At 66.7% G+C, this 20,990-nt stretch carries 14 protein-coding genes; 10 read left to right on the forward strand and 4 right to left on the reverse strand.

Annotation, left to right across the window (positions count from 1 at the left end; all coding sequences use genetic code 11):
- Positions 1-68: 68 nt before the first annotated feature.
- The 8 genes from ACQY78_RS15250 (at position 69) to ACQY78_RS15285 (ending at position 6,265) form a co-directional block, all read left to right on the forward strand.
- Complete coding sequence (locus ACQY78_RS15250; RefSeq protein WP_428676418.1) at positions 69-647, forward strand: SCO family protein; 579 nt, start codon at positions 69-71, stop codon at positions 645-647.
- Positions 648-723: 76 nt separating this feature from the next.
- Complete coding sequence (locus ACQY78_RS15255; RefSeq protein ID WP_428676420.1) at positions 724-1,944, forward strand: polyhydroxyalkanoate depolymerase; 1,221 nt, start codon at positions 724-726, stop codon at positions 1,942-1,944.
- A gap of 57 nt (positions 1,945-2,001) precedes the next feature.
- Entirely contained in the window at positions 2,002-2,802 is an 801-nt protein-coding gene (locus tag ACQY78_RS15260) for a mechanosensitive ion channel family protein (RefSeq protein WP_428676422.1), read from the forward strand.
- A 15-nt stretch (positions 2,803-2,817) separates the two neighbouring features.
- Complete coding sequence (locus tag ACQY78_RS15265; RefSeq protein WP_428676424.1) at positions 2,818-3,675, forward strand: metallophosphoesterase; 858 nt, start codon at positions 2,818-2,820, stop codon at positions 3,673-3,675.
- A gap of 75 nt (positions 3,676-3,750) precedes the next feature.
- Positions 3,751-4,140, forward strand: a complete 390-nt coding sequence (locus ACQY78_RS15270) for a YciI family protein (protein ID WP_428676426.1) — start codon at positions 3,751-3,753, stop codon at positions 4,138-4,140.
- Entirely contained in the window at positions 4,137-5,378 is a 1,242-nt protein-coding gene (locus tag ACQY78_RS15275) for an RNA polymerase sigma factor (RefSeq protein ID WP_428676428.1), read from the forward strand. The genes ACQY78_RS15270 and ACQY78_RS15275 overlap by 4 nt, the downstream gene beginning before the upstream one ends.
- Positions 5,379-5,455: 77 nt before the next feature.
- Positions 5,456-5,866: a VOC family protein gene (locus ACQY78_RS15280; RefSeq protein ID WP_428676430.1), complete on the forward strand. Its 411-nt coding sequence runs from the start codon at positions 5,456-5,458 to the stop codon at positions 5,864-5,866.
- A gap of 6 nt (positions 5,867-5,872) precedes the next feature.
- Complete coding sequence (locus tag ACQY78_RS15285; protein WP_428676432.1) at positions 5,873-6,265, forward strand: DoxX family protein; 393 nt, start codon at positions 5,873-5,875, stop codon at positions 6,263-6,265.
- Between the two features lies 1 nt (position 6,266).
- Here the strand turns inward: ACQY78_RS15285 and ACQY78_RS15290 are convergent, their stop codons facing one another.
- From ACQY78_RS15290 to recQ, 3 genes are all read right to left on the reverse strand, one after another.
- Positions 6,267-8,180: an ATP-binding protein gene (locus ACQY78_RS15290; protein ID WP_428676434.1), complete on the reverse strand. Its 1,914-nt coding sequence runs from the start codon at positions 8,178-8,180 to the stop codon at positions 6,267-6,269.
- Positions 8,181-8,305: 125 nt separating this feature from the next.
- A complete protein-coding gene (locus tag ACQY78_RS15295; RefSeq protein WP_428686393.1) occupies positions 8,306-9,799 on the reverse strand; it encodes an ATPase domain-containing protein in 1,494 nt (497 codons plus the stop codon).
- Positions 9,800-9,914: 115 nt separating this feature from the next.
- Positions 9,915-11,735 (reverse strand): DNA helicase RecQ, encoded by a 1,821-nt coding sequence (gene recQ / locus ACQY78_RS15300; protein WP_428676436.1) that lies wholly within the window; start codon positions 11,733-11,735, stop codon positions 9,915-9,917.
- 157 nt (positions 11,736-11,892) lie between these two features.
- Between recQ and ACQY78_RS15305 the strand changes: the two genes are divergently transcribed.
- Complete coding sequence (locus ACQY78_RS15305; protein ID WP_428676438.1) at positions 11,893-12,129, forward strand: DUF3309 family protein; 237 nt, start codon at positions 11,893-11,895, stop codon at positions 12,127-12,129.
- Between the two features lie 106 nt (positions 12,130-12,235).
- Positions 12,236-12,370 carry a hypothetical protein gene (locus ACQY78_RS15310; protein ID WP_428676440.1) on the forward strand — a complete coding sequence of 45 codons (135 nt, stop codon included), beginning with the start codon at positions 12,236-12,238 and terminating at the stop codon, positions 12,368-12,370.
- Between the two features lie 3 nt (positions 12,371-12,373).
- Here ACQY78_RS15310 and ACQY78_RS15315 read toward each other — a convergent pair whose 3' ends face one another.
- Positions 12,374-20,914, reverse strand: a complete 8,541-nt coding sequence (locus tag ACQY78_RS15315) for a GH36-type glycosyl hydrolase domain-containing protein (RefSeq protein ID WP_428676442.1) — start codon at positions 20,912-20,914, stop codon at positions 12,374-12,376.
- Positions 20,915-20,990 lie beyond the last annotated feature (76 nt).

Consider the following 20,990-nt stretch of genomic DNA (forward strand, 5'->3'; position numbering starts at 1 on the left):
TGTCAGAGAGCGTTGTGCGACGAGGCGTCCGGCTTGTCGAGCCGCCGCGTGCAGCCCATGTTCACGCCATGTCACGCACTATGAAGGCGCTGCTCGGCGTCTGGATTGCGGCGCTCGTCGTCGCTGCCGGCTGGATCGGCTGGGATGCCACGCAGGGCGGGAAACCGTCGATCGGCGGGCCGTTCAAGCTCGTCGACCAGGATGGCCGGCCGTTCTCGAGCGACCAGCTCAAGGGCAAGCCGACGCTGATCTATTTCGGTTTCACCTATTGCCCCGACGTTTGCCCGACCTCGTTGCTGCTGATGGAGACGGCGGTCGAGAAGCTGGGACCGGACGCCGCCAAGAAGGTGAACCTCGTCTTCATCACCATCGATCCCGAGCGCGACACGCCGGAACTGCTGAAAGGCTATGTTCCGAATTTCGGGCCAGGCATCATCGGTCTCACCGGCACGCCGCAGCAGATTGCCGACGTGGCAAAGGCCTATCGCGTCTACTATCAGAAAGTGCCCGGCAAGGAGGGGTCGCCCTACCTCATGGACCACTCCTCGATCGTCTACCTGCTCGATCGCAACGGCCGCTTCGTCACCCACTTCACCCATGACGCCAAGGCCGAAACGATCGCCAACGCCCTGGGGCGCCTTCTCTAAGTCTTTGATTTTTCACAATTGTTGCGCCGCAATATGGACGTGACATAGGCGGCGCGGGGCGTACAATCCGCGCCCCATGCTTTATCAAGCCTACGAATTCCAGCGCCAGCTCTCCGTCCCCTTGCGGATGTGGGCCAGCGCCCTCGAGCAGGTCTATTCCAGCCCCTACAATCCGTGGGCTGAGACTTGGTTGGGCAAGTCGATCGCCGCCGGTGCGGAGATCATGACGCGCCTCACGCAAAACTACGGCAAGCCGGCATTCGGATTGAAGACGACGGTGGTCGGCGACGACACCGTCGCAGTCAACGAAGAGATCCTGCTGCGCAAGCCGTTCTGCCAGCTCCTCCATTTCCATCGCGACACCACCCGTCGCGATCCCAAGGTCCTGGTCGTGGCGCCGATGAGCGGCCACTACGCCACCCTGTTGCGCGGAACGGTCGAGGCGCTGCTGCCCGACCATGACGTTCACATCACCGACTGGATCGACGCGCGCGAAGTGCCGCTGAGCCAGGGCAACTTCGACCTCGACGACTACATCGACTACGTCGCCGACTTCTGCCGCTATCTCGGCCCCGACGTCCATGTCATCGCCGTCTGCCAGCCCTCGGTGCCGGTGCTGGCCGCCGCCGCTCTGATGGCGGAGGCCAAGGAGCCGCGCCAGCCCAAGTCGCTCACCCTGATGGGCGGCCCGATCGACACCCGCGTCAGCCCGACGGTCCCCAACGACCTCGCGATGCGCAACTCGATGATGTGGTTCCGGCATAACGTCATCTCGACGGTGCCGCTCAACTATCCGGGCGCGTTGCGCCGTGTCTACCCGGGCTTCCTGCAGCTCACTTCCTTCATCAGCATGAATCTCGACCGCCATGTGAATGCGCACATGCGCCAGTTCGAGCATCTGGTGAAGGGCGACGACGATCCGGCGGACGCCCACCGCGCCTTCTACGACGAATATCTCGCCGTGATGGATCTCAGCGCCGAGTTCTATCTCCAGACCATCGAGGTCGTATTCAAGGAGCACCTGCTGCCGCGCGGCGAGTGGGTGAGCCGCGGCCGCAAGATCGATCCCTCGTTCATCGAGACCGCCCTGATGACGGTCGAGGGCGAGCTGGACGACATCTCGGGCGTCGGCCAGACCAAGGCGGCGCATGCACTGACGCCCAACATTCCCGGTGCGCGCCACGTGCACTGGGAGCAGCCGCGGGTCGGCCATTACGGCATCTTCAACGGCCGCAAGTGGCGTGAGCAGATCATGCCGCGTGTCCGCACCTTCATTCGCGAGAACGACGCCCGCTGAGGCCGCATCCGGCTAAGGGAAGGCAACCGCCGCGACCCGCGGGGCGTTTGCCGTCCCATGGGCATCGAGCAACAGTGGAATAACGCGGCAAACGTACTGGTGGCCCTGGTCACCACCTATGGACTACGCATCATCGGCGCAGTCATCATCCTGTGCGCCGGCTGGATGACGTCGCGACTTCTTTACACGGCTGTTGTGCGGCTCTGCCAGAAGTCGCCCCGCATCGACCGGACGGTTGCGCTCTTCATCGGCAATGCTGTCCGCTACACCGTTCTCGTGTTCACCTTCGTCGCGGTGCTGACGACGTTCGGCATCGCCACGACGAGCTTCGTCGCCGTCCTCGGCGCGCTCGGCATCGCCATCGGCCTGGCACTCCAGGGCACACTCAGCAATCTCGCGGCCGGCATCATGCTGGTGGTGTTCCGGCCGTTCCACATCGGAGACCGTGTCGAAACGGGCGGCGTGACGGGCATCGCGCGTGAGATCAACCTGTTCTTCACGGAGATCGATGGTGACGACAACACCCGCATCATCATTCCCAACGGCAAGCTGTGGGGAGAGATCCTGAAGGTGCCGACCCGAAATGACACCGCACGTCTCGAGTTCCGCGTTCCGCGGCCGGCAAACGAAGACATCGACACCTCGATCTCCCGCCTTCGCGGGACGATTGAGCGGGATGCAAGGGTTCTCAAGGTCTCGGCGATCGGCATCGATACGCTGGAGGCCGACAAGTACACATTGGCTGCACAGGTGTGGACGCAGCGGGAAGCGGCCGTCCAGCTCAAGTACGATCTCAATCGAGGGATCAAGCAGGAGTTCGACCGCGAGCCGGCGGCTGTGGAGCGGCAAACCGGATAGGGCTAGCATGGCCCGATGACCGACCTCCCCGTCACCGTCTCAGAGTGGAAGCCCGCCCCGTTCGATCTGAAGGGGGAGACGGTGTTCGCCATCGGCGACGTCCATGGCTGTGCGGCGGAACTGGCTGCGCTCCTGAAATCCATTGCCGGACTGGCCGGCGAAGCCACGGGCCGGCGGCGGCTGATCTATCTCGGCGACATGATCAACCGCGGCCCCGACAGCGCCGGCGTGCTCGAACTGTGGGCCCGCTCCGAGGAAGCGCACGGAGTCGACCATGTCGACCGGCTGATGGGCAACCACGAGATCATGATGATGCTCACGGTGGTGGGCGGTCCGCACGCGCACAAGGCGGAGACCATGTGGCTCAGCAAGCGCATGGGCGGTCACATTCTCCTCGATGAGATGGCAGCCCGCGCCGGCCGATCCGCGGCCCACGCCGATCAAGCACTGCTCCGCGAGGCGCTCGGCGAGACAGTGGTGCACCGCCTGCAGGGCATGCGCTCGCACGTGCGGCTCGGCAACACGGTGTTCGTCCATGGCGGCCTCGATCCACATGCCGAGGAGGACGAGTTCCTCGCCCGCCCCTGGCTGATCTTCACCGAAGCGCGCTGGGCCTGGATCAACCATGGCTTCCTCGACTGGAAGCAGGGCTTCGGCGGTACGCTGGTGGTCCATGGCCATACGCCGCCCGACAAGCACACGGCGATCAGCGGGATGGAAGACCCGCATCTCTTCGAGGGCGATCGCCTGGGGCTCGACGGCGGCAGCGCGCGCACCGGCATCGTGGCCGGTGCAGAGATCCAGGACGGCCGCTATCGAATCCTCAAGGCCGGCACGCCCTTCGCGATTCCCGTCTCTTCCGACGCCGAATAAGCTGAAATAAATCGCGCTGGGCTGTCGGCTGATGGCCTGTTCCTGCGTCCTAGGTCCAACAGGAGCCGAACATCCATGCTCTACGCCATCCTCTGCTACAATTCCGAGGAAGCCATCGGTTCGTGGTCGAAGGAGTACCACGATGAGACGATGACGAAGCTCTACGCCGTCAACGACAAGCTCGCCCGGCAGGGCCGCCTCGGGCCGGTGGCCCGCCTCCTGCCGACCACGGCGGCCACGACCCTGCGCAAGGGGCGCGAGGAGATGGTGATCGACGGCCCCTTCGCGGAGACCAAGGAGCAGCTGCTCGGCTTTTACGTCATCGACTGCGCTTCGCTGGAAGAGGCTCTCGACACGGCGAAGGAACTCGCCAAGGCCAATCCGGGCACAGGCAGCTACGAAATCCGGCCGGTCGCCGAATTCCACCCCAGCCAGCTTCCTGACGAACGGAAGCCAGCCCCGTGAACGATCTCGGCTGGATCGATCCGGTTCTGGGCGCAGCCCGCCCCCAGGTGATGGGGGCGCTGCTGCGATACTTCCGGAATCTCGATACCGCCGAGGAAGCCTTCCAGGAAGCCTGCCTGCGCGCGCTCAAGAACTGGCCGCAGAACGGGCCGCCGCGCGATCCCGCCGCCTGGCTGATCCTGGTCGGCCGCAACGCCGCGATGGATCAGGTCCGCCGTCAGGCGCGGCAGACGGAACTGCCGGACGAGACGGTGCTGTCGGACCTCGACGACGCCGAGACCTCGCTGGCCGACCGGCTCGACGGCGAGCACTACAAGGACGACATCCTCCGGCTGCTGTTCATCTGCTGTCATCCGGAACTGCCCGCAACCCAGCAGATCGCGCTGGCCCTGCGCATCGTCTGCGGCCTGTCTGTGAAGCAGATCGCCCAGGCCTTCCTGGTCAGCGAAGCCGCAATGGAGCAGCGCATCACGCGGGCCAAGGCGCGCATCGGCAACGCCAGCGTCGCCTTCGAGACGCCCGGAGCGCCCGAGCGCGCAGAGCGTCTCGCCGTCGTGGCAGCGATGATCTACCTGCTGTTCAACGAGGGATATTCCTCGAGCAACAGCCGCGAGGCCGAGGCCCGCAAGCCGCTGGCCGAAGAGGCGATCTGGCTGGTCCGCCTGCTGCTGCGCCTGTTCCCCACCGAGCCCGAGATCATGGGGCTCACGGCCCTGATGCTGCTGCAGCGCGCGCGGGCCAAGGCCCGCTTCGACGGGGACGGCAACATCGTCCTGCTGGAGGACCAGGATCGCAGCCTGTGGAGCCGGCCGCGCATCGCCGAGGGGCTGGCCCTGATCGACAAGGCGATGCGCCACCGCCGGCCCGGCCCCTACCAGATCCAGGCCGCCATTGCGGCGCTGCATGCCCGTGCCCAACGCGCCGCAGACACGGACTGGGCACAGATCGACCTGCTCTATGCCAACCTAGAGCGCCTGCAGCCGTCGCCGGTGGTGACGCTCAATCGAGCGGTGGCGGTCTCGAAGGTCCGCGGCCCCGAAGCCGCGCTCGAGATGATCGAACCGCTGGGCACTCGGCTGCAGGGCTACTTCTATTTCCATGGCGTGAAGGGCGCGCTGCTGCTGCAGCTAGAGCGCCCCCAGGAAGCCCGCGAGGCCTTCGGCCGCGCGATAGCACTCGCCAATACACCGGCCGAGGCGGCACATATCCGCCAGCATCTGGACCGGCTGTCTCCCTAGAAATAATTCTGGCCGCGGTGTCGGGCGCCGGATCGCCCGTTCGTCCTGTGGACATGACACCAGCCAAGGAGACCGTCATGACCCCTGTCGTTCAGCCGCCCGTACTCGGTGGTCCCTGTCCCTACCTTTCCGTCAGCAATGCCGCCCAGGCGGCCGAGTTCTACGTCACGGCGCTCGGCGCCCAGGAAGTCATGCGCATGCCGCCCGACGACAAGGGCCGCTACATGCACATCCATCTGGTGGTCAACGGCGGGTCGCTGATGCTGGCCGACGCCTTCCCCGAACACGGCGCGCCTCTGGAAAAGCCCGCGGCCTTTATCCTGCATCTCCAGGTCGACGACGTGGATGCCGCTTTCGAGAAGGCGCTCAAGGCCGGCGGCACGGTCGTGCTGCCCGTCCAGGACATGTTCTGGGGCGACCGCTACGGCCAGTTCCGCGATCCGTTCGGCGTCCTGTGGTCGATGGGCATGTCCCCGAAGAAGAGCTGAACGAGCATGGTCTCGACCAGAGCCCTGTGGGCGGGCCGCCTCCTCAGCAGCCTCGCCATCCTGTTCCTGATCTTCGACGGGATGATCAAGTTGCCGCCCCTCGAGATCGTCACCGCCACGATGAAGGAGCTCGGCTATCCCACGACCGAGTCCTTCGCACGCCTCCTGGGCATCGTGACGCTCGCCTGCACGGCGCTTTACGCCTGGCCGCGTACGGCACTGCTGGGTGCGGTGTTGCTGACCGGCCTGTTCGGCGGCGCCATCGCGACCCACCTGCGCATCGGCAGCCCGCTGCTCAGCCACACACTGTTCGGCCTCTATTTGGGCATCCTGGTCTGGGGCGGCCTCTGGCTGCGCGACGAGCGCGTGCGGCGGGTGATGCCAGTCGTGATCCAATGAGTCAGCCGAGCAGGCTCTGGATCTGTTCGGCGAGTTGCTGCTGCTGATAGGGCTTGCTGAGGCGCGGCAGGGCGAACTTGGGGCGAGTCGGAAGGTCGGCATAGCCGGTGGCGAGCAGGATGGGTAGCTCGGGGCGCAGCGCGCGGGCTTGCTCGGCCAGTTCGAGACCGGTCATTCCCGGCATGGCGTAGTCCGTGATCATGAGGTCGATGGGGCCGCCGGAACGCAGCACTTCGAGAGCCTCAGGCCCTGACGAGGCCTTCACGACCGTATGTCCGAGATCCTCGAGGAGCGACGTCGTACTGAGGCCAATGAGAAAATCGTCGTCGACGAACAGCAGCGTAGCCCGGCGCTTCTCGTCGGAGTCTTCGGCAGCAGGTTCGGGGGCGGTGACTCTCGCGGCCCCGAGGGCGACGGGCAACCACAGCTCCGCCCGCGTACCCTGGCCGGGCGTACTGAACAGGCGCAGAGCGCCTTTGAGCTGTTGGGCCAGGCCGTGGATCATCGACAGGCCAAGCCCCGTGCCCTTGCCCACGTCCTTGGTGGAGAAGAACGGCTCGATGGCCTTGCGGAGTGTCTCGGTGTCCATGCCCGCACCGGTGTCGGATACGGCGAGACGCACGTAACGGCCCGCCGCGAGATCGCTCGCGGCATCGGTCTCCGCGAGATCGAGCGTCAAGGTCAAGGTGCCGCCTTCCAGCATGGCATCGCGGCTGTTGACCGCAAGGTTGAGCAGCGCGAGTTCCACCTGGTTGGCATCGACATGAGCCGGAGGAATGCCGGCCGGAAGATCCTGGATCATCGTCACCGAAGGACCGAGCGAGCGGTGCAGCAGGTCGTCCATGCCTCGTATCAATTCGCCGAGATCGACCGGCCGGGCATCGAGCGCCTGATGACGCGCGAAGGCCAGCAGGCGCTGCGTCAATGCCGCGCCCCGCTGGGCGCCCTGCATGGCGCCCTCGATCAGCCGGTCGCTGGACGGGTTTGCAGGCACGCGTTTACGCAACAGTTCGAGGTTGCCGATCACGGCCGTCAGCAGGTTGTTGAAATCGTGCGCGACGCCGCCCGTGAGCTGGCCGATCGACTCCAGTTTCTGCATCTGGCGGAGTTGGGCCTCCGTCCGTTCCCGCTCAGAGATCTGGGCAAGAAGCTCGTCATGTGCACTCCGAAGCTGCGCCGTCCGCTCCTCGACCCGCTTCTCGAGCTGTTCGTTCATGCCCTGAAGCGCCATCTCCGCCGATTTGCGCGCGGTGATGTCCGAGGCGAGGCCGACGAAACGTCGCGGCGATCCCGCCCCATCGCGGACCAGGCGCGCACGGACTTCGAGCCAAAGGAGGGCGCCGTCAGGTCGTCCGAAACGAAGATCGGTGGCGAAGTCTTCACCGGTCGCGACGCTGCGGCCAAGGGCCTGAATCACATGAGCCTGTTCGTCCGATACAATCCCTTGCAGCAACTCGTCGAGCCCGATCTCCCGTAGGCCGGTGAGGCCGAGCATCGATCTTCCCTCGTCCGACACCGTAAGCCGCGACGTGGCGAAGTCGAACTCCCAGGCGGTCAACCGGCCAGCGTGTAGCGCGGTGCGCAGCCGCTCGTCGCTATCTCGCAGGTGGGCGAGCAGCCGGCGCGTGTCGTGCTGGCGCCGCCGGCCTTTGACGGCGGCCCGTGCGACGCTGACCAGTGTCGTGGGATGGAAGGGGCGCTCGATGAAGGAGACGTTGCCCAGCGTCTCCAGCCAGCGTGAGGCGATCGGATTGCGCTCCGGCCCGCCGCCGTGGTCGGTCACCAGAAGGAACGGCAGGTCGGACCAGGGCGGCTGGTTGGCGAGCCAGGCGCCGAGAGGCTTGAGATCCGCGCCCCGGATCGCCTCCTCTGTGATCAGGAGGAAAGCGATGTCGTCGTCCAGGAAATCGACCACGGCTGCTAGTCTCGGGCAGACAATGCACGAAACGCCCGTTGGCTCGATCAGAGACGACGCCACCGCGGCATCCCGCCCCCTGGGCGCCAGCACCAAGGCGCGGAGAGGCCGCTCGGGTGAAACCGTCATTCGCCACGCGCCGGACGAGCAGGCGCGCGATCCCCGGGATAAAATGGCGTGCCACGCAGGACACCCTGGAACTCCGATAGCGGTTCGCCGATATGCAGGCCGCCATCGATCCAGAACTCGCGGATCGTGTCCTCGTGCTTGCCGCCGCGCTTCTTGATGACCGAGAGTGCACGACGCACCGACCCTTCTGCCTCGAAGAAGCGCAGCAGGATCACGGCATCGGCCAGGTAGGTCACGTCGACCGGCGACTTCATCTCACCGACCAGTCCATGCTGGGCCACCGTGAGGAAGGTCGAGACGCCGGAGCGGTTCAGATACTGAACAAGCTCATGCATGTGCAGGATCAGGGCGTTCTCCTGCGGCATCGACGCCTGGTAGCCGTTGAGGCTGTCGATCACGACCGTCTTCATTGCCGGATCATCCGCCGCTTGGCGGACCTGGTGGGCAAATTCACCGGGCGACAGCTCGGCAGCGTCGAGCTGCGTGATCTGCAGACGCCCCGTCTCCTGCATCGCGGCGAAATCGAAGCCGAGGGGCCTGGCGCGCTCGATGAGGAGCCCGAGCTCCTCGTCGAAGATGAACATGGCTGCCTTGTCGCCCTTGCGAACAGCTTCCGCCACGAACTGCCACACCAGGGTCGACTTGCCCGAGCCCGCTGGCCCAAGCACCAAGGTGCTGGTTCCTTGCTCGATTCCGCCTCCCAGCAGACCGTCGAACGCCGGCAGACCGGTCGCGATGCGGCCGCGTGCGAAGCTGCGCCGGTTTTCTGCCGCGACCAGCCGCGGAAAGACACGGGCGCCGCCCGCGCGAATGACGAAGTCGTGGTAGCCGCCGCGAAAGCCCTGCGCCCGGTACTTCACCACGCGCAGGCGCCGTCGCTCGCCACCATAGTCCGGCGTCATCTCCTCCAATCGGATAACGCCATGCGCAACGCTGTGCACCGTCTTGTCGAGAATGTCGGTCGTCAGATCGTCGAGCATGAGAACGGTAGCGCCGTGGCGTGCGAAATAGTGCTTCATGGCCAGGATCTGTCGCCGGTAGCGCAAAGAGCTTTGCGCGAGCAGGCGGATTTCCGACAGCGAATCCAGGACGATGCGCTGGGCCTTGCTGCGCTCGACCGCTTCGAAGATCAGCTTGATGGTTTCGCCGAGTTCGAGGTCCGACGAATAGAGCAGGCTCTGCTGCTGGTCGGCATCGAGCAGGCTCTCCGGCGGCACGACTTCGAAGATCTCGATCTTGTCGTCTATCTGCCAGTCGTGTGCCTCGGCCGTCGCGCGCAGCTCGGCCGCGGTCTCGGACAGGGTGATGTAGAGGCCTCGCTCCCCGCCTTGGGCGCCTTCGATAAGGAAGCGCATTGCCATTGTGGTCTTGCCCGTGCCGGGGCTTCCCTCGAGTAGAAAGACCCGCCCAACCGCAAGCCCGCCCAGAAGAACATCGTCGAGCCCCGGCACACCCGTCCGATCCTTCGACTTGCTCGTCCTGGCCAACATCTGTTTTCTCCGCTTTGCCGACCCGCTCCGGAGCCAAGAAGCGCCAGTCCCGGCCCGGGACGGCGCGATCTGCAAAACGTAGGGAAGCCGGAAAAAGTTCCGAAACAGGGCCTCTTCAGGGTGCCCGAGGCTCGATGATGGCCAGGAATTCGGCCCCGTAGCGCTCCAGCTTGGCATCGCCGATTCCGTGGATTTCCCGCATCGCCGCCGCCGTCGTAGGCCTATGGGTGGCGAGTTCGACCAGGGTGCGGTCGGAAAAAACGACGTAGGCGGGAACGTTCTGGGCGCGCGCCAGCCTGGTGCGCAGCGAGCGGAGCGAGTCGAGCAGCTCGCTGTCGGCGTCGCTCACGATCGGCGCCGCCGTGGCCCGCCGGTCGCGGCGCTCTCCCTTGGACGTCGGTGACGACACGATCTTGCGCAGCTCGACCTTCTGCTTGCCCTTGAGCACGGCCCAACCCTCGTCGGTCACCCACCAGCGTCCGTGCTCCATCAGATCCTGGGCGATCAGCCCCACCGCGGAGAGCTGCCGGAAGATGGAGCGCCAGTCGGCAGCCTTGCGGTTCTTGCCGACCCCGAAGGTCGGCAGCCTCTCATGGTTGAACTTGGCCACGTTGTCGGTGAGTTCGCCGGTCAGGATGGCGATGAGATGTTCCATGCCGAAGCGCTCACCGGTACGCACGATGGCGGACATCGCCTTCTGGGCATCGATCGTTGCATCGAACAGCTCGACGCCTTCCTGGCAGAGATCGCAGTTGCCGCAGATTTCCGAAGCCTCGCCGAAATAGGCGAGCAGTGTCTGGCGCCGGCAGCGCGGTGCCTCGGCCAGCGCCAGCAACGCACCCAGCCGCTGGCGCTCGATGCGCTTGCGTTCATCGGAGGAATCGCTCTGCTCGATCTGCAGGCGGCGGAGCTGCATATCGCCCAGCCCGTAGAGCGTCAGCGTGTCGGCCGGCAACCCGTCACGGCCGGCGCGGCCGATCTCCTGGTAGTAGGCTTCGACGTTGGACGGCAGGTCGGCGTGGCAGACGAAGCGTACGTCGGGCTTGTCGATGCCCATGCCGAAGGCGACGGTGGCGGTCATCACCAGCCCGTCTTCCTGCTGGAACGCATCCTGGTTGGCATCGCGCACAGATTTCTCAAGGCCGGCGTGATAGGGCCGCGCGTTGATGCCCGCAGCCTTGAGCGTCTCGGCCAGTTCCTCGACCTTGCGGCGGGACGAGCAGTAGACGATGCCGCTCTCGCCCGGATGGGCCTGCACGAAGGACAGGACCTGGCGCGTCGAACGTTCCTTGGGCCTGAAGGCAAGCTTGAGGTTGGGACGGTCGAAGCTGCGCACGAAGACGCGCGGCTCGGCGGCGAACAGCTTCTCGACGATGTCGCCGCGGGTAGGTGCGTCGGCGGTGGCGGTGAAAGCCAGCGTCTGCAGACGCCCGCCGATCTGGCGCGCCAGATTGCCCAGCGTCAGATAGTCGGGCCGGAAGTCGTGGCCCCATTGAGAGACACAATGCGCCTCGTCGATGGCCATCATCGTGACCTGCGCCTCGGCCAGCATCTCGACCGTGTCGGGCCGCGCCAGCCGCTCCGGCGCGACGTACAGCAGGCGCAACTCGCCGCGACGCAGCAGGCCCATCACCCGTGCAGTCTCGGACGACTCGTTGCTGGAGTTCAGGCTGCCGGCTGCGACCCCGGCGGCGGTCAGCGCCTGGACCTGGTCGCGCATCAGCGCGATCAGCGGCGAAACGACCAGGGTGAGACCGGGCCGGGCGATGGCCGGAAGCTGGAAGCAGAGCGACTTGCCGCTGCCGGTGGGCATGACGGCCAGCACATTCTCACCGGCCAGCACGGCGCGCACGATTTCCTCTTGGCCGGGACGGAATGCGCCGAATCCAAAGACGGACTGCAGCAGCGCACGGGCGTGCGAGAGGGGATCGTTCATTGTTGGCGGCAACCTACCCCTGCATGCCCGCCTGCGACCATGTGGAATGCCGTCGCTGAGGGATGGCTCGGCCGCCGAGCCCGTACCGAAAAAGACCATCTCAGGGCGGAACCCGCACTCTCCATGCTCGTTCATCCGCCAACGATAGGGGATACAAATGCTGGGATTGAGCCTCGCCGTGCTGTTGGCGGCCGCGGGCATCGCGATTTTTCCGTGCTGGCGGCACAGCGCTCGTTGGGGCTATGGGCCGAGCACCGTCGCAGGCGGCCTGCTTTTCCTGGTGGCCGCATTCACCATCGGAGAGCGCGCCGTGCCGCATTCGCCGTCGGCCACCCCCGAGCGAGCCCCGTCTTCTCGCACGCACGCGGTGGTCGCGCAGATAGAAGCCCCCTGAACCAGCGGGTCATTAATCGTACTTCGAACGTCAATCGGCGTAGAGTGCGCCCAATGGCCCGACGATCCGGAGATTTTCTCCGCCTCGACGCCAGGAAACCAACCCCATGTCCATGAAGCATCGCCGCGGCAACCGCGAGATGAAGAAGCCCAAGCAGGACAAGGCCAAGGTCGTCGCTCCGACCTTTGCATCCTCCATCGCTTCCGCGGTGAAGCCCGCGGCTCCGGCAAAGCGCAAGTAGCGCTCAGCCCAGAGTCACCACGACGGTCCGCCGGGCGACCTCGTCGCTCAGGCGGATTACCGCCTTGCCGTCCGCCACCGGCTGGGTCGCGCCGTCCAGCTCGACGGCGACGACACCGCCGCTGACGCCCGCGGGATTGCGCACAGCAATCTCGTAGACAGATCCACCCAGAGTAAGAGTCATCTCGAAGCCCGGCCACGCTGCCGGCAGGCAGGGCGCGACCTCGAACCGGTCGCCCTTCACCTTGAGGCCGAGGATCGACTCGACGCCGGCCCGATAGAGCCAGCCGGCCGAGCCCGTGTACCAGGTCCAGCCGCCTCGCCCGACATGCGGCGCCACCGAATAGACGTCGGCTGCCACGACATAGGGCTCGACCTTGTATCGCAGCACGCCGGCGCGGGTCGCGGCATGATTGATCGGGTTGATCAGCGCGAAAAGCTCGTGGGCCTTGTCGCCCTGGCCCAGTGCCGCGAACCCCATGATCGACCAGGCTGCTGCATGCGTGTACTGCCCGCCATTCTCGCGGATACCCGGCGGGTAGCCCTTGATGTATCCGGGATCGAGCGGAGTCTTGTCGAAGGGCGGCGTGAACAGCAGTGCCAGCCGGTCGCCGCGATGCACGAGCATCCTGTCGAGCGACTCCATCGCCTGTATGGCCCGCGCCGGGTCGGCGGCGCCCGAGATCGCGGCCCACGACTGGGCGATGGCATCGATGCGGCACTCTTCGCTCGTGGCCGAGCCCAGCGGCGTGCCGTCGTCGTAGTAGCCACGGCGATACCAGGCACCGTCCCACGCCTCGCGGTCGAGCGCAGTCTTCAGCGCCGCGGCATGGGCGATCCAGCTGGCTGCCCGTCGCGTTTCGCCGCGGCGTTCGGCGATGGGCGCGAACGCAAGCAGGGCCGCGTACAGGAACCAGCCCAGCCAGACGCTCTCGCCGCGCCCCGCCTCGCCCACCCGGTTCATGCCGTCGTTCCAGTCGCCCGTGCCGATCAGCGGGAGGCCGTGCGCGCCGGTGGCCAGGCTGAGATCGAGGCCGCGCGCGCAATGCTCGAACAGCGACGCGGTCTCGTCGGCCTCGCCGGGCTGGAAGTAGAGATCGTGTTCGCCCTCGCGAAGCGCCGGTCCGTCGAGGAAGGAAACGCGCTCGTCGAGGATCGCGACATCGCCGGTCGTCTCGACATAGTGCGCGGCAACCGTGGCGAGCCACGCACGATCATCCGAGATGCGTGTGCGCACACCTTGGCCGGCGATCGGAAACCACCAATGCTGGACATCGCCCTCTACGAACTGCCGCGACGCCGCGCGCAGGATATGGGCGCGCGCCAGCGCGGGCATCGGCAAGGACAGCGACATCGCGTCCTGGAGCTGGTCGCGGAAGCCATAGGCGCCGCTCGCCTGATAGAAGGCCGACCGCGCCCAGTAGCGGCAGGCCAGCGACTGATAGAGCAGCCAGCCATTCAACAGGATGTCGGTCGCGGGATCGGGAGTCTTCACCTGCACGGTACCCAGGACACCGTCCCAGAATCCCACAGCCTCGCGATGCACGGCGGCCAGGTCGGCAACCCTGTAGCGCGCGATCAGCGCGCGCGCCTCGGCCTCGTCGGCCGCCTGTCCCAGGAAGCACACGACCTCTTGCACGCCGCCCGGCTTCAGGTCGACAGTGGTCTGCAAGGCGGCGCAGGGATCGAGGCCCGCGCCGAGGCGCTGCGACAGCGGTAGATCGGCGCTGAGCGCCGCGGGATGGTCCATCCTGCCGTTGCGGCCGATGAATTCGCCGCGATCGCCCGTCCAGGCGGTCTGGCGCCCTGCGAGATCGGCAAATGCGACACGACCGCCATGATGAAGATTCCATCTGTTGCGCGCGAAGATTGCACCGGTCTCGCCGTCCCGCTCCGTGACGACCGTCGGGCCGGAGGTGCCGCGGGCAAGGCCCAGGACCCATTCGACATAGGCGGTGACCGAGAGCCGGCGCGGACGGTCGGAGATGTTGCGGATGGTCAGCCGCGATATCTTGAGGGAATCGCCCATGGGAACGTATTGCAGCAGATCGAGCGCGATGCCGTTCGCCACCAGCTCGAACCGGCTGTAGCCGCGGCCATGCCGGACGATGTAGGTCGCCTGCTCAAGGCGCACGGGCTGCGCCGTCGGCGTCCACAACTCGCCGCTGTCGAGGTCGCGCACATAGAATGCCTCGCCGGGCCGGTCGACCACCGGATCGTTGGACCAGGGCGTGAGCTGGTTGTCGCGGCTGTTCTGCGACCAGGTGTAGCCGCCGCCGTCGGCCGCCACCTGAAAGCCGAACGACTCGTTCGAAATCACGTTGATCCACGGTGCCGGTGTCGACTGGCCGGGGCCGAGGACGGTGACGTACTCCCGGCCATTGGGTGAGAAGCCGCCGAGCCCGTTGAAGAACTGCAGCGCAGCCAGGGCCACCGGCTGCGGCGGCACTCGCTTGGAGCCGGCATCGACGGCAAGGGCACGACGGAGCGGTGGCGCGACTCCGCGCGGCGACTTGAGCCGGTCGAGCTGGTCCGACAGGCTGCCACGTCCGCCGCGCAGCACCACGCGGGCAAGAGCAATCAGGAGGGCCCTGGTCTCGGTGGAAATCAGATCGGTGCGCAGGACGAAGACGGCGCCGGGTAAATTCTCGACCCCGAGATGGGTCCGGGACCGGCTGGCACGAACCAGGGTTTCGAGCATGGACTGGAGATCCTGCACATACGAGGTGCTGCGCTCGTTCAGGATCACGAGATCGACCGACAGGCCCTTGAGTTGCCAGTACTCGCGCGCCCGCAGGAGTTCGCGGACGATGCCGGTGTCCTCGATCTCCTCGACGCGCACCAGCACGATCGGCAGATCGCCGGAGATGCCTTGCGACCACAGGGTCGGCGGCGCAGCGAGGCCGCGCCGTATCGCGTCGGGGGAGGAGCGAAGCGCCGGATTGGCATAGAGCACGTGTCCCGCCAGGCGCTGGAAGTAGCTCGCCTCGACCGCATCGATGTCGAGATGGCGAAGCTGAACCTGCGCCTGCGTCCAGGCGAGCGTGGTGGCGCGCGTGAAGGCATTGACGTCGAGGTGCCGGTCGATCGCGTCGAGCAACGCTTCGCGTGTCGATGTGACGACTGTCCAGAAGGCGATCCGCGCCATGCCGCCTGCGGGCACCCGCAGGCGCCGGCGCAGAGCGAACACCGGATCGAGGACCGACCCCACCGTGCCGGAAAGCCGGCGACCGTCGGTTACCGCGATCGAGTCGCCGATCTCGTTGCCGCGACCGATGAAACGGGCGCGATCGGTCTCGACCTCGATCTCGCCCACAGCCACGCCTTCCACCACCGCCAGATGAGCCGCCCACAGCTCGGGCTCGCCCGGCCCGCGACGCCGTCGCGTGGCCAGCAGTGCGCCGGAGGCCGGCAGATATTCGGTGTGCACGAACATCTTGGAGAAGGCCTGGTGCGCCGCATCCGCGCCGCGCGGCGCCAGGACGATTTCAGAGTAAGACGTCAGCTCGACGGTACGCGGCAGCCTGCCGACATTGGTCAGCGTCACGCGCCTGACTTCCGCGTCGTCCTCCGGAGAGACGACGACATCGAGGCTGGTGACCAGCGTGCCATCGTGGCGCACGAACTCGGCGCGGTCTTCGGCGAACATCACCTCGAAGCGATCGGGGCGCTGGCGACATGGTTGAGGTGTGGCCGACCAGACCGCGCCGGACTCGATGTCGCGCAGAAAGACGTAGCTCCCCCAGTCGTCGCGCGTCGTGTCCTCGCGCCAACGGGTTACCGCCTGGGGGCCCCATTGGCTGTAGCCGGAGCCTGCCGCCGTCAGCATGACCGAATAGCGTCCGTTCGACAGAAGATGAACCGAAGGGCTGGCGGCGTGCGGGTTGCGCAGGCGCCGCACCAAGGCCGGCTCGACATCCTTGACCAGCGCGCTGGCGCCGACTTCCTCGGCGCGCGGATGGGCGACCGCGACATCGCGTGGCGCGCGCTCCTGCAGCAGCAGTTCCGTCGCTTGAACGCCCGGTTCGGCATGGAAGCGTGACCGCATCACGCCGTCGAGCAGGGCATTGGCAATGGCCACCACCGTCATGCCCTGGTGATGGGCCATGTAGGCAAGCACGACTGCGCGCCCCTCGCCGTCCGGCAGGCGCGACGGCGTGAAATCGAGCGCCTCGTAGAAGCCGTAGCGGCCGCGCGCACCGAAGGTGGCCAGCCGGTCGAAATTGGCGGCCGCCGCCGCGGGATCGACCATGGCGGCCAGGCCGGTGGCATAGGGTGCAATAACGAGGTTCTCGCTCAGGCCGCGCTTGAAGCCGAGTCCGGGCACGCCGAAATTCGAATACTGGTAGGTGAAATCCTTGTCGCGGGCATTGTACGCCGACTCCGATATCCCCCACGGCAGACCGAGTTCGCTCGCGTACTGAATCTGCCGGCGGACGATGAGACGGTTGGTCTTCTCGAGCAGGCTGCCGAGCGGCGCACGCATCACCAGCGACGGCATCAGATATTCGAACATCGATCCCGACCACGAGACCAGGGCAGCACTGTGGGCGACCGGCGTGACCTCGCGGCCCAGCCGAAACCAGTGTCGCGCCGGGATATCGCCTGCCGCGATGGCGAAGAAGCTCGCCAGCCGCGCCTCGGAGGCAAGAAGGTCGTAGCAATTGACGTCGAGCCGGTCTTCGGCAATCAGGAAACCGATCGACAGCAACCGGCGGCGCTCATCGAACAGGAAGTCGAACTCCATGGCGCTCGCCATGGCCCGCGCGGAGGTCTCGACCGTGAGCAGTCGACGGTCCAGATCATCCGTCATCCCGTCGGTCAGGGCGTCGCGATGATGGCTGGCAATCGTGCGATGAGCCGCCTCGATCCAGAACAGCATGTCGGCGCTCTCCGGATCGGCACGCTCGCTCGTGAGCGTGCGCGCGAGGTCGACGGCGGTTTCCGCCATCGCCAGTGCCGCTTCGAGGCGGACCGGTGACCCGGACAGGGCCGCCGCCAGACCGTCGAACGCCCGAACGAGTTCGGGCCGCGTGACGAGATGGGTGCGGCGATCGTCGGACAGCGCCGACAGGGCCTCGCGGGCGAGGGCGAGACTGTCGGACGCGCCGCGCGCGCCATCAGGCCGCGCGGAGCCTCGTGTGCGCCAGGCGCCACAGGCATTGGCAAGCGCGATCAGGTGTCCGGCGAGGTTGCCGCTGTCTACCGTCGAGACGTAGCGCGGCTCGAGGGGGCGCAGATCACTCGTGTCGTACCAGTTGAAGAAGTGTCCCCGAAACCGTTGCAGCCTCTCCATCGTTGCGAGGGTGGCTTCAAGGCGCTCCACCGCCTCGGCGGTGCCGATCCAGCCGAACTCGCGGGCAGCGGCCGTCGAGAGGAGCAGCAGACCGAGATTGGTCGGCGACGTGCGATGCGCCACGACGGGCGTCGGCGCCTCCTGGAAGTTGTCCGGCGGCAGCATGTTGTCCGCCTCGGTGACGAACGTCTCGAAGAAGCGCCAGGTCTGGCGCGCGATGAGGCGTAGCGAGGCCGCTTCGGCGGGCTTTATCCGCAGGCTGCCGGCGTCGCGCGGCGGACGGCTCACCCAGTCGGCGACCGCGGGCGCCAGCAGCCATGCCAGCACGAACGGGGCGGCGACCGGGATCGCCGCGCGGCCGACCAGCCAGACCACGCAAGCGGCGACGACCGCGACCACGACGCTTCCTGCCATCTTGCCGTAGAGGCCAGGCCACCCGGCCCGTACGCTCTGCTTGGACTGGGCGGCAGTGATCCATTCGAGGAGACGACGATGGCTGACCACGAGCCGGAACAAAGTCCGGCCGATCGCGTCGGCCATCAGCCAGGCATGGTGACCCAGGAAGACGACGAGCATGGCCGTCTGCAGGGCCGCCGAAACGACGTCGCTCCACAGCGCATCAAGATGACTGCGGGTCGAGATCTTCGCATGTCGCGGAAACAGGGCCGCGATCGCCGGCAAGAGCGTCGGCAGCGCGATGACCAGCAGCACGAAACCCGTCCAGACCAGCGCGGCCGCGAGAGGCAGCGTCCATCCCGCCAGCAAGGCGACGACCGCCGCCGGCGCCGATAGCGTGCGACGCAGATTGTCGAACATTTTCCAGAAGCCGATCGCGGGCAGGAACTCCGCCCGCGAACCGGAGCCTGTCGACTTCACGGCTCCCAGCATCCACGGCAGGAGCTGCCAGTCGCCCCTCGCCCAGCGATGCTGGCGCGCCGCCGCCACGTCGTAACGCGCGGGAAATTCCTCGATGACCTCGATGTCGGAAGCGAGGCCCGAGCGCGCGAAAGTCCCTTCGAAGAGATCGTGGCTCAGCATCATGCTGTCGGGAACGCGCCCCTGCAGCGACGCCTCGAAGGCGTCGATGTCGTAGATGCCCTTGCCGGAATAGGAGCCCTCTCCGAACAGGTCCTGATAGACGTCCGACACGGCCGAGGCGTAGGGATCGATACCGCTATTGTTGGAGAAGACGCGCTGGAACCGCGAACCCTCGGCGCCGACCGGCAGCGAGGGCGTGACGCGCGGCTGCAGGACGCCATAGCCTTCGACCACGCGATGCCGGGCCGCGTCGAAGCGCGGCCGGTTCAGCGGATGGGCCATCTTGCCGACCAGGCGAACGATCGCGTCGCGCGGCAGGCGCGTATCGGAATCGAGGGTCACGACGTAGCGCACATCCGCGGGCAGTGCCCGCTCGGCGCCCGGCACGGCGACGAAGGTCGTGCCCGTCGAGCCGCGCAGCAGATGGTTGAACTCGTGCAGCTTGCCGCGCTTGCGCTCCCAGCCGATCCAGGCCCCTTGCGCCTCGTTCCATCCGCGCCGGCGATGAAGCAGAAAGAACCGATCGACGCCCGCTTCCGCCGGATAGCGGCGATTGAGGCGCGCGATACCCTCGACCGCGGTCGCGAGCAGGGCCGCATCCTCCGGCATCGATTCGGCAGGCGCGTCCGTCCAGTCCGACAGGAGAGCGAAATGAATCGCACCGGCCGGATTGGAGAGATGATGGACCTCGAGGCTCCCGATCAGCTCTTCGATCGCTGCCTGCGTCGTGAGCAGGGTGGGAATGGCCACGACCGTCCGCAGATGCGCCGGCACGCCATCGCGCAGTTCGAGGCTGGGCAGCAGCGTGGCGCCGAAGCCTCCGGTGATCAGCCGGTTGACCACCAGGAGTGCAGCATCGACCGCGGGCAACAGACCCGCGGCGGCCATCCCGAGCAGCAGCGGGCCATGAAGCCCGAGCAGCGACAGACCGAGTAGCGGCAGCAGGAGTACGATGCCGGCCGTGACGGCAACGGCGCCGACATAACCCGCCAGACCGGTCCGCACGAGCCGCCGCCGCACGGTCAGTCCCCTGGTGCGGAAGCCGACCGACCGTTCGAACGCCCGGCGGCCGCTGCCGATGAGATGGTAGCCCGGCTCGCGCCGCCGCGCGTCTCCATCGTCGTCGACGGCGCAGTCCGCCGCCACGGCGAGAGCGCGCCGGGCGATCTCCGGTTCGTCGAGCGCCGTACCACGGGCGATCTGCTCGATGGCGGTGCGATAGAGGTTACGGCCCGCAAAATCCATGTCGACGAAGACACCACCGGTTCGCAGCACGTCATCGACCGGACTCACCTCCTCGAACAGCTTCGACCAATCGACATCGGAGACCAGCCGCATGCTCGTGATGATGTTGCGGACCGTGACGTTGGTCGCGCCCTGCAGCTGATGCTCGCGCCGCACCAGCTCGTCGGCGCTTGTTCCCTCGCGCGCCAGGCGCTTCTCGAGCCAGCCCACGGCCGGGGTCGTCTCGGGATCCTGGTCGCGCAGGCGATGGACGAGCTGGACGGCAAAGCCTTCGGAAAAGCCTTCCCGGTCATACGGCTGGAGAGCCGCGGGGTCCGCCGCGTGATCTTTCACTCCCAACAGGCGATCGGCGACGAGATCGGCCTGCTCGCGCTCCGTGCGCCGGTTGACGATGCGGCTGGCCGAACGACGCAGGTTCTCGATCAGGACGATGCGGAGCGTGATCGCGACGGCCCACAACTCGCCGATGGAGAGCGGCTGGACCGTCTGGTACGCGCGCACAAAGCGGGTGAGCGTTTCCGGATCGAAGCGACTGTCGCTATGGGCCACGAAGGCCCAGGCCAGGCCGAACACCCGCGGATAGTCGGCCAGCGGTCCTTCGCTGAGTTTGGGAAGCTGGCGATAGTAACCTGGGGGAAGGTCGGTCCGGACCTCCCGGACCTGCTGCTCCACGAGATGGAAGTTATCGAGGAGCCATTCGGCGGCGGGCGTCACCGTCCGGCCGGCATCGACGGCCGCCGCAATCGAACGATAGGCCTCCAGCAGCACGCGCTCGTTGTCGCGCAGGCGGACAACGAGCGACTTGCCGGCGGTCAGAGCGGCATGGACGGGTTGGCTGGCCGCCAGGCTTTGCGCGTGTTGCTCCAGCCGCTCGATCCCGAACAGCTCGCTGCGGATGGCGTCTTCGTCTTCCCGAATAGCAGCGGGTCGCGCGCGCCCGAAGGCGCGCCACGCGAACAATTTCAAGGATGTCGGCCTTTCCGGCAAAGGCGCGCATACAACGCAAAAAGGCGTTCCGCACGCTCATGAAGCGCCCCTCGCT

This window comes from Reyranella sp. (assembly GCF_965279625.1).
GTDB lineage: Bacteria > Pseudomonadota > Alphaproteobacteria > Reyranellales > Reyranellaceae > Reyranella.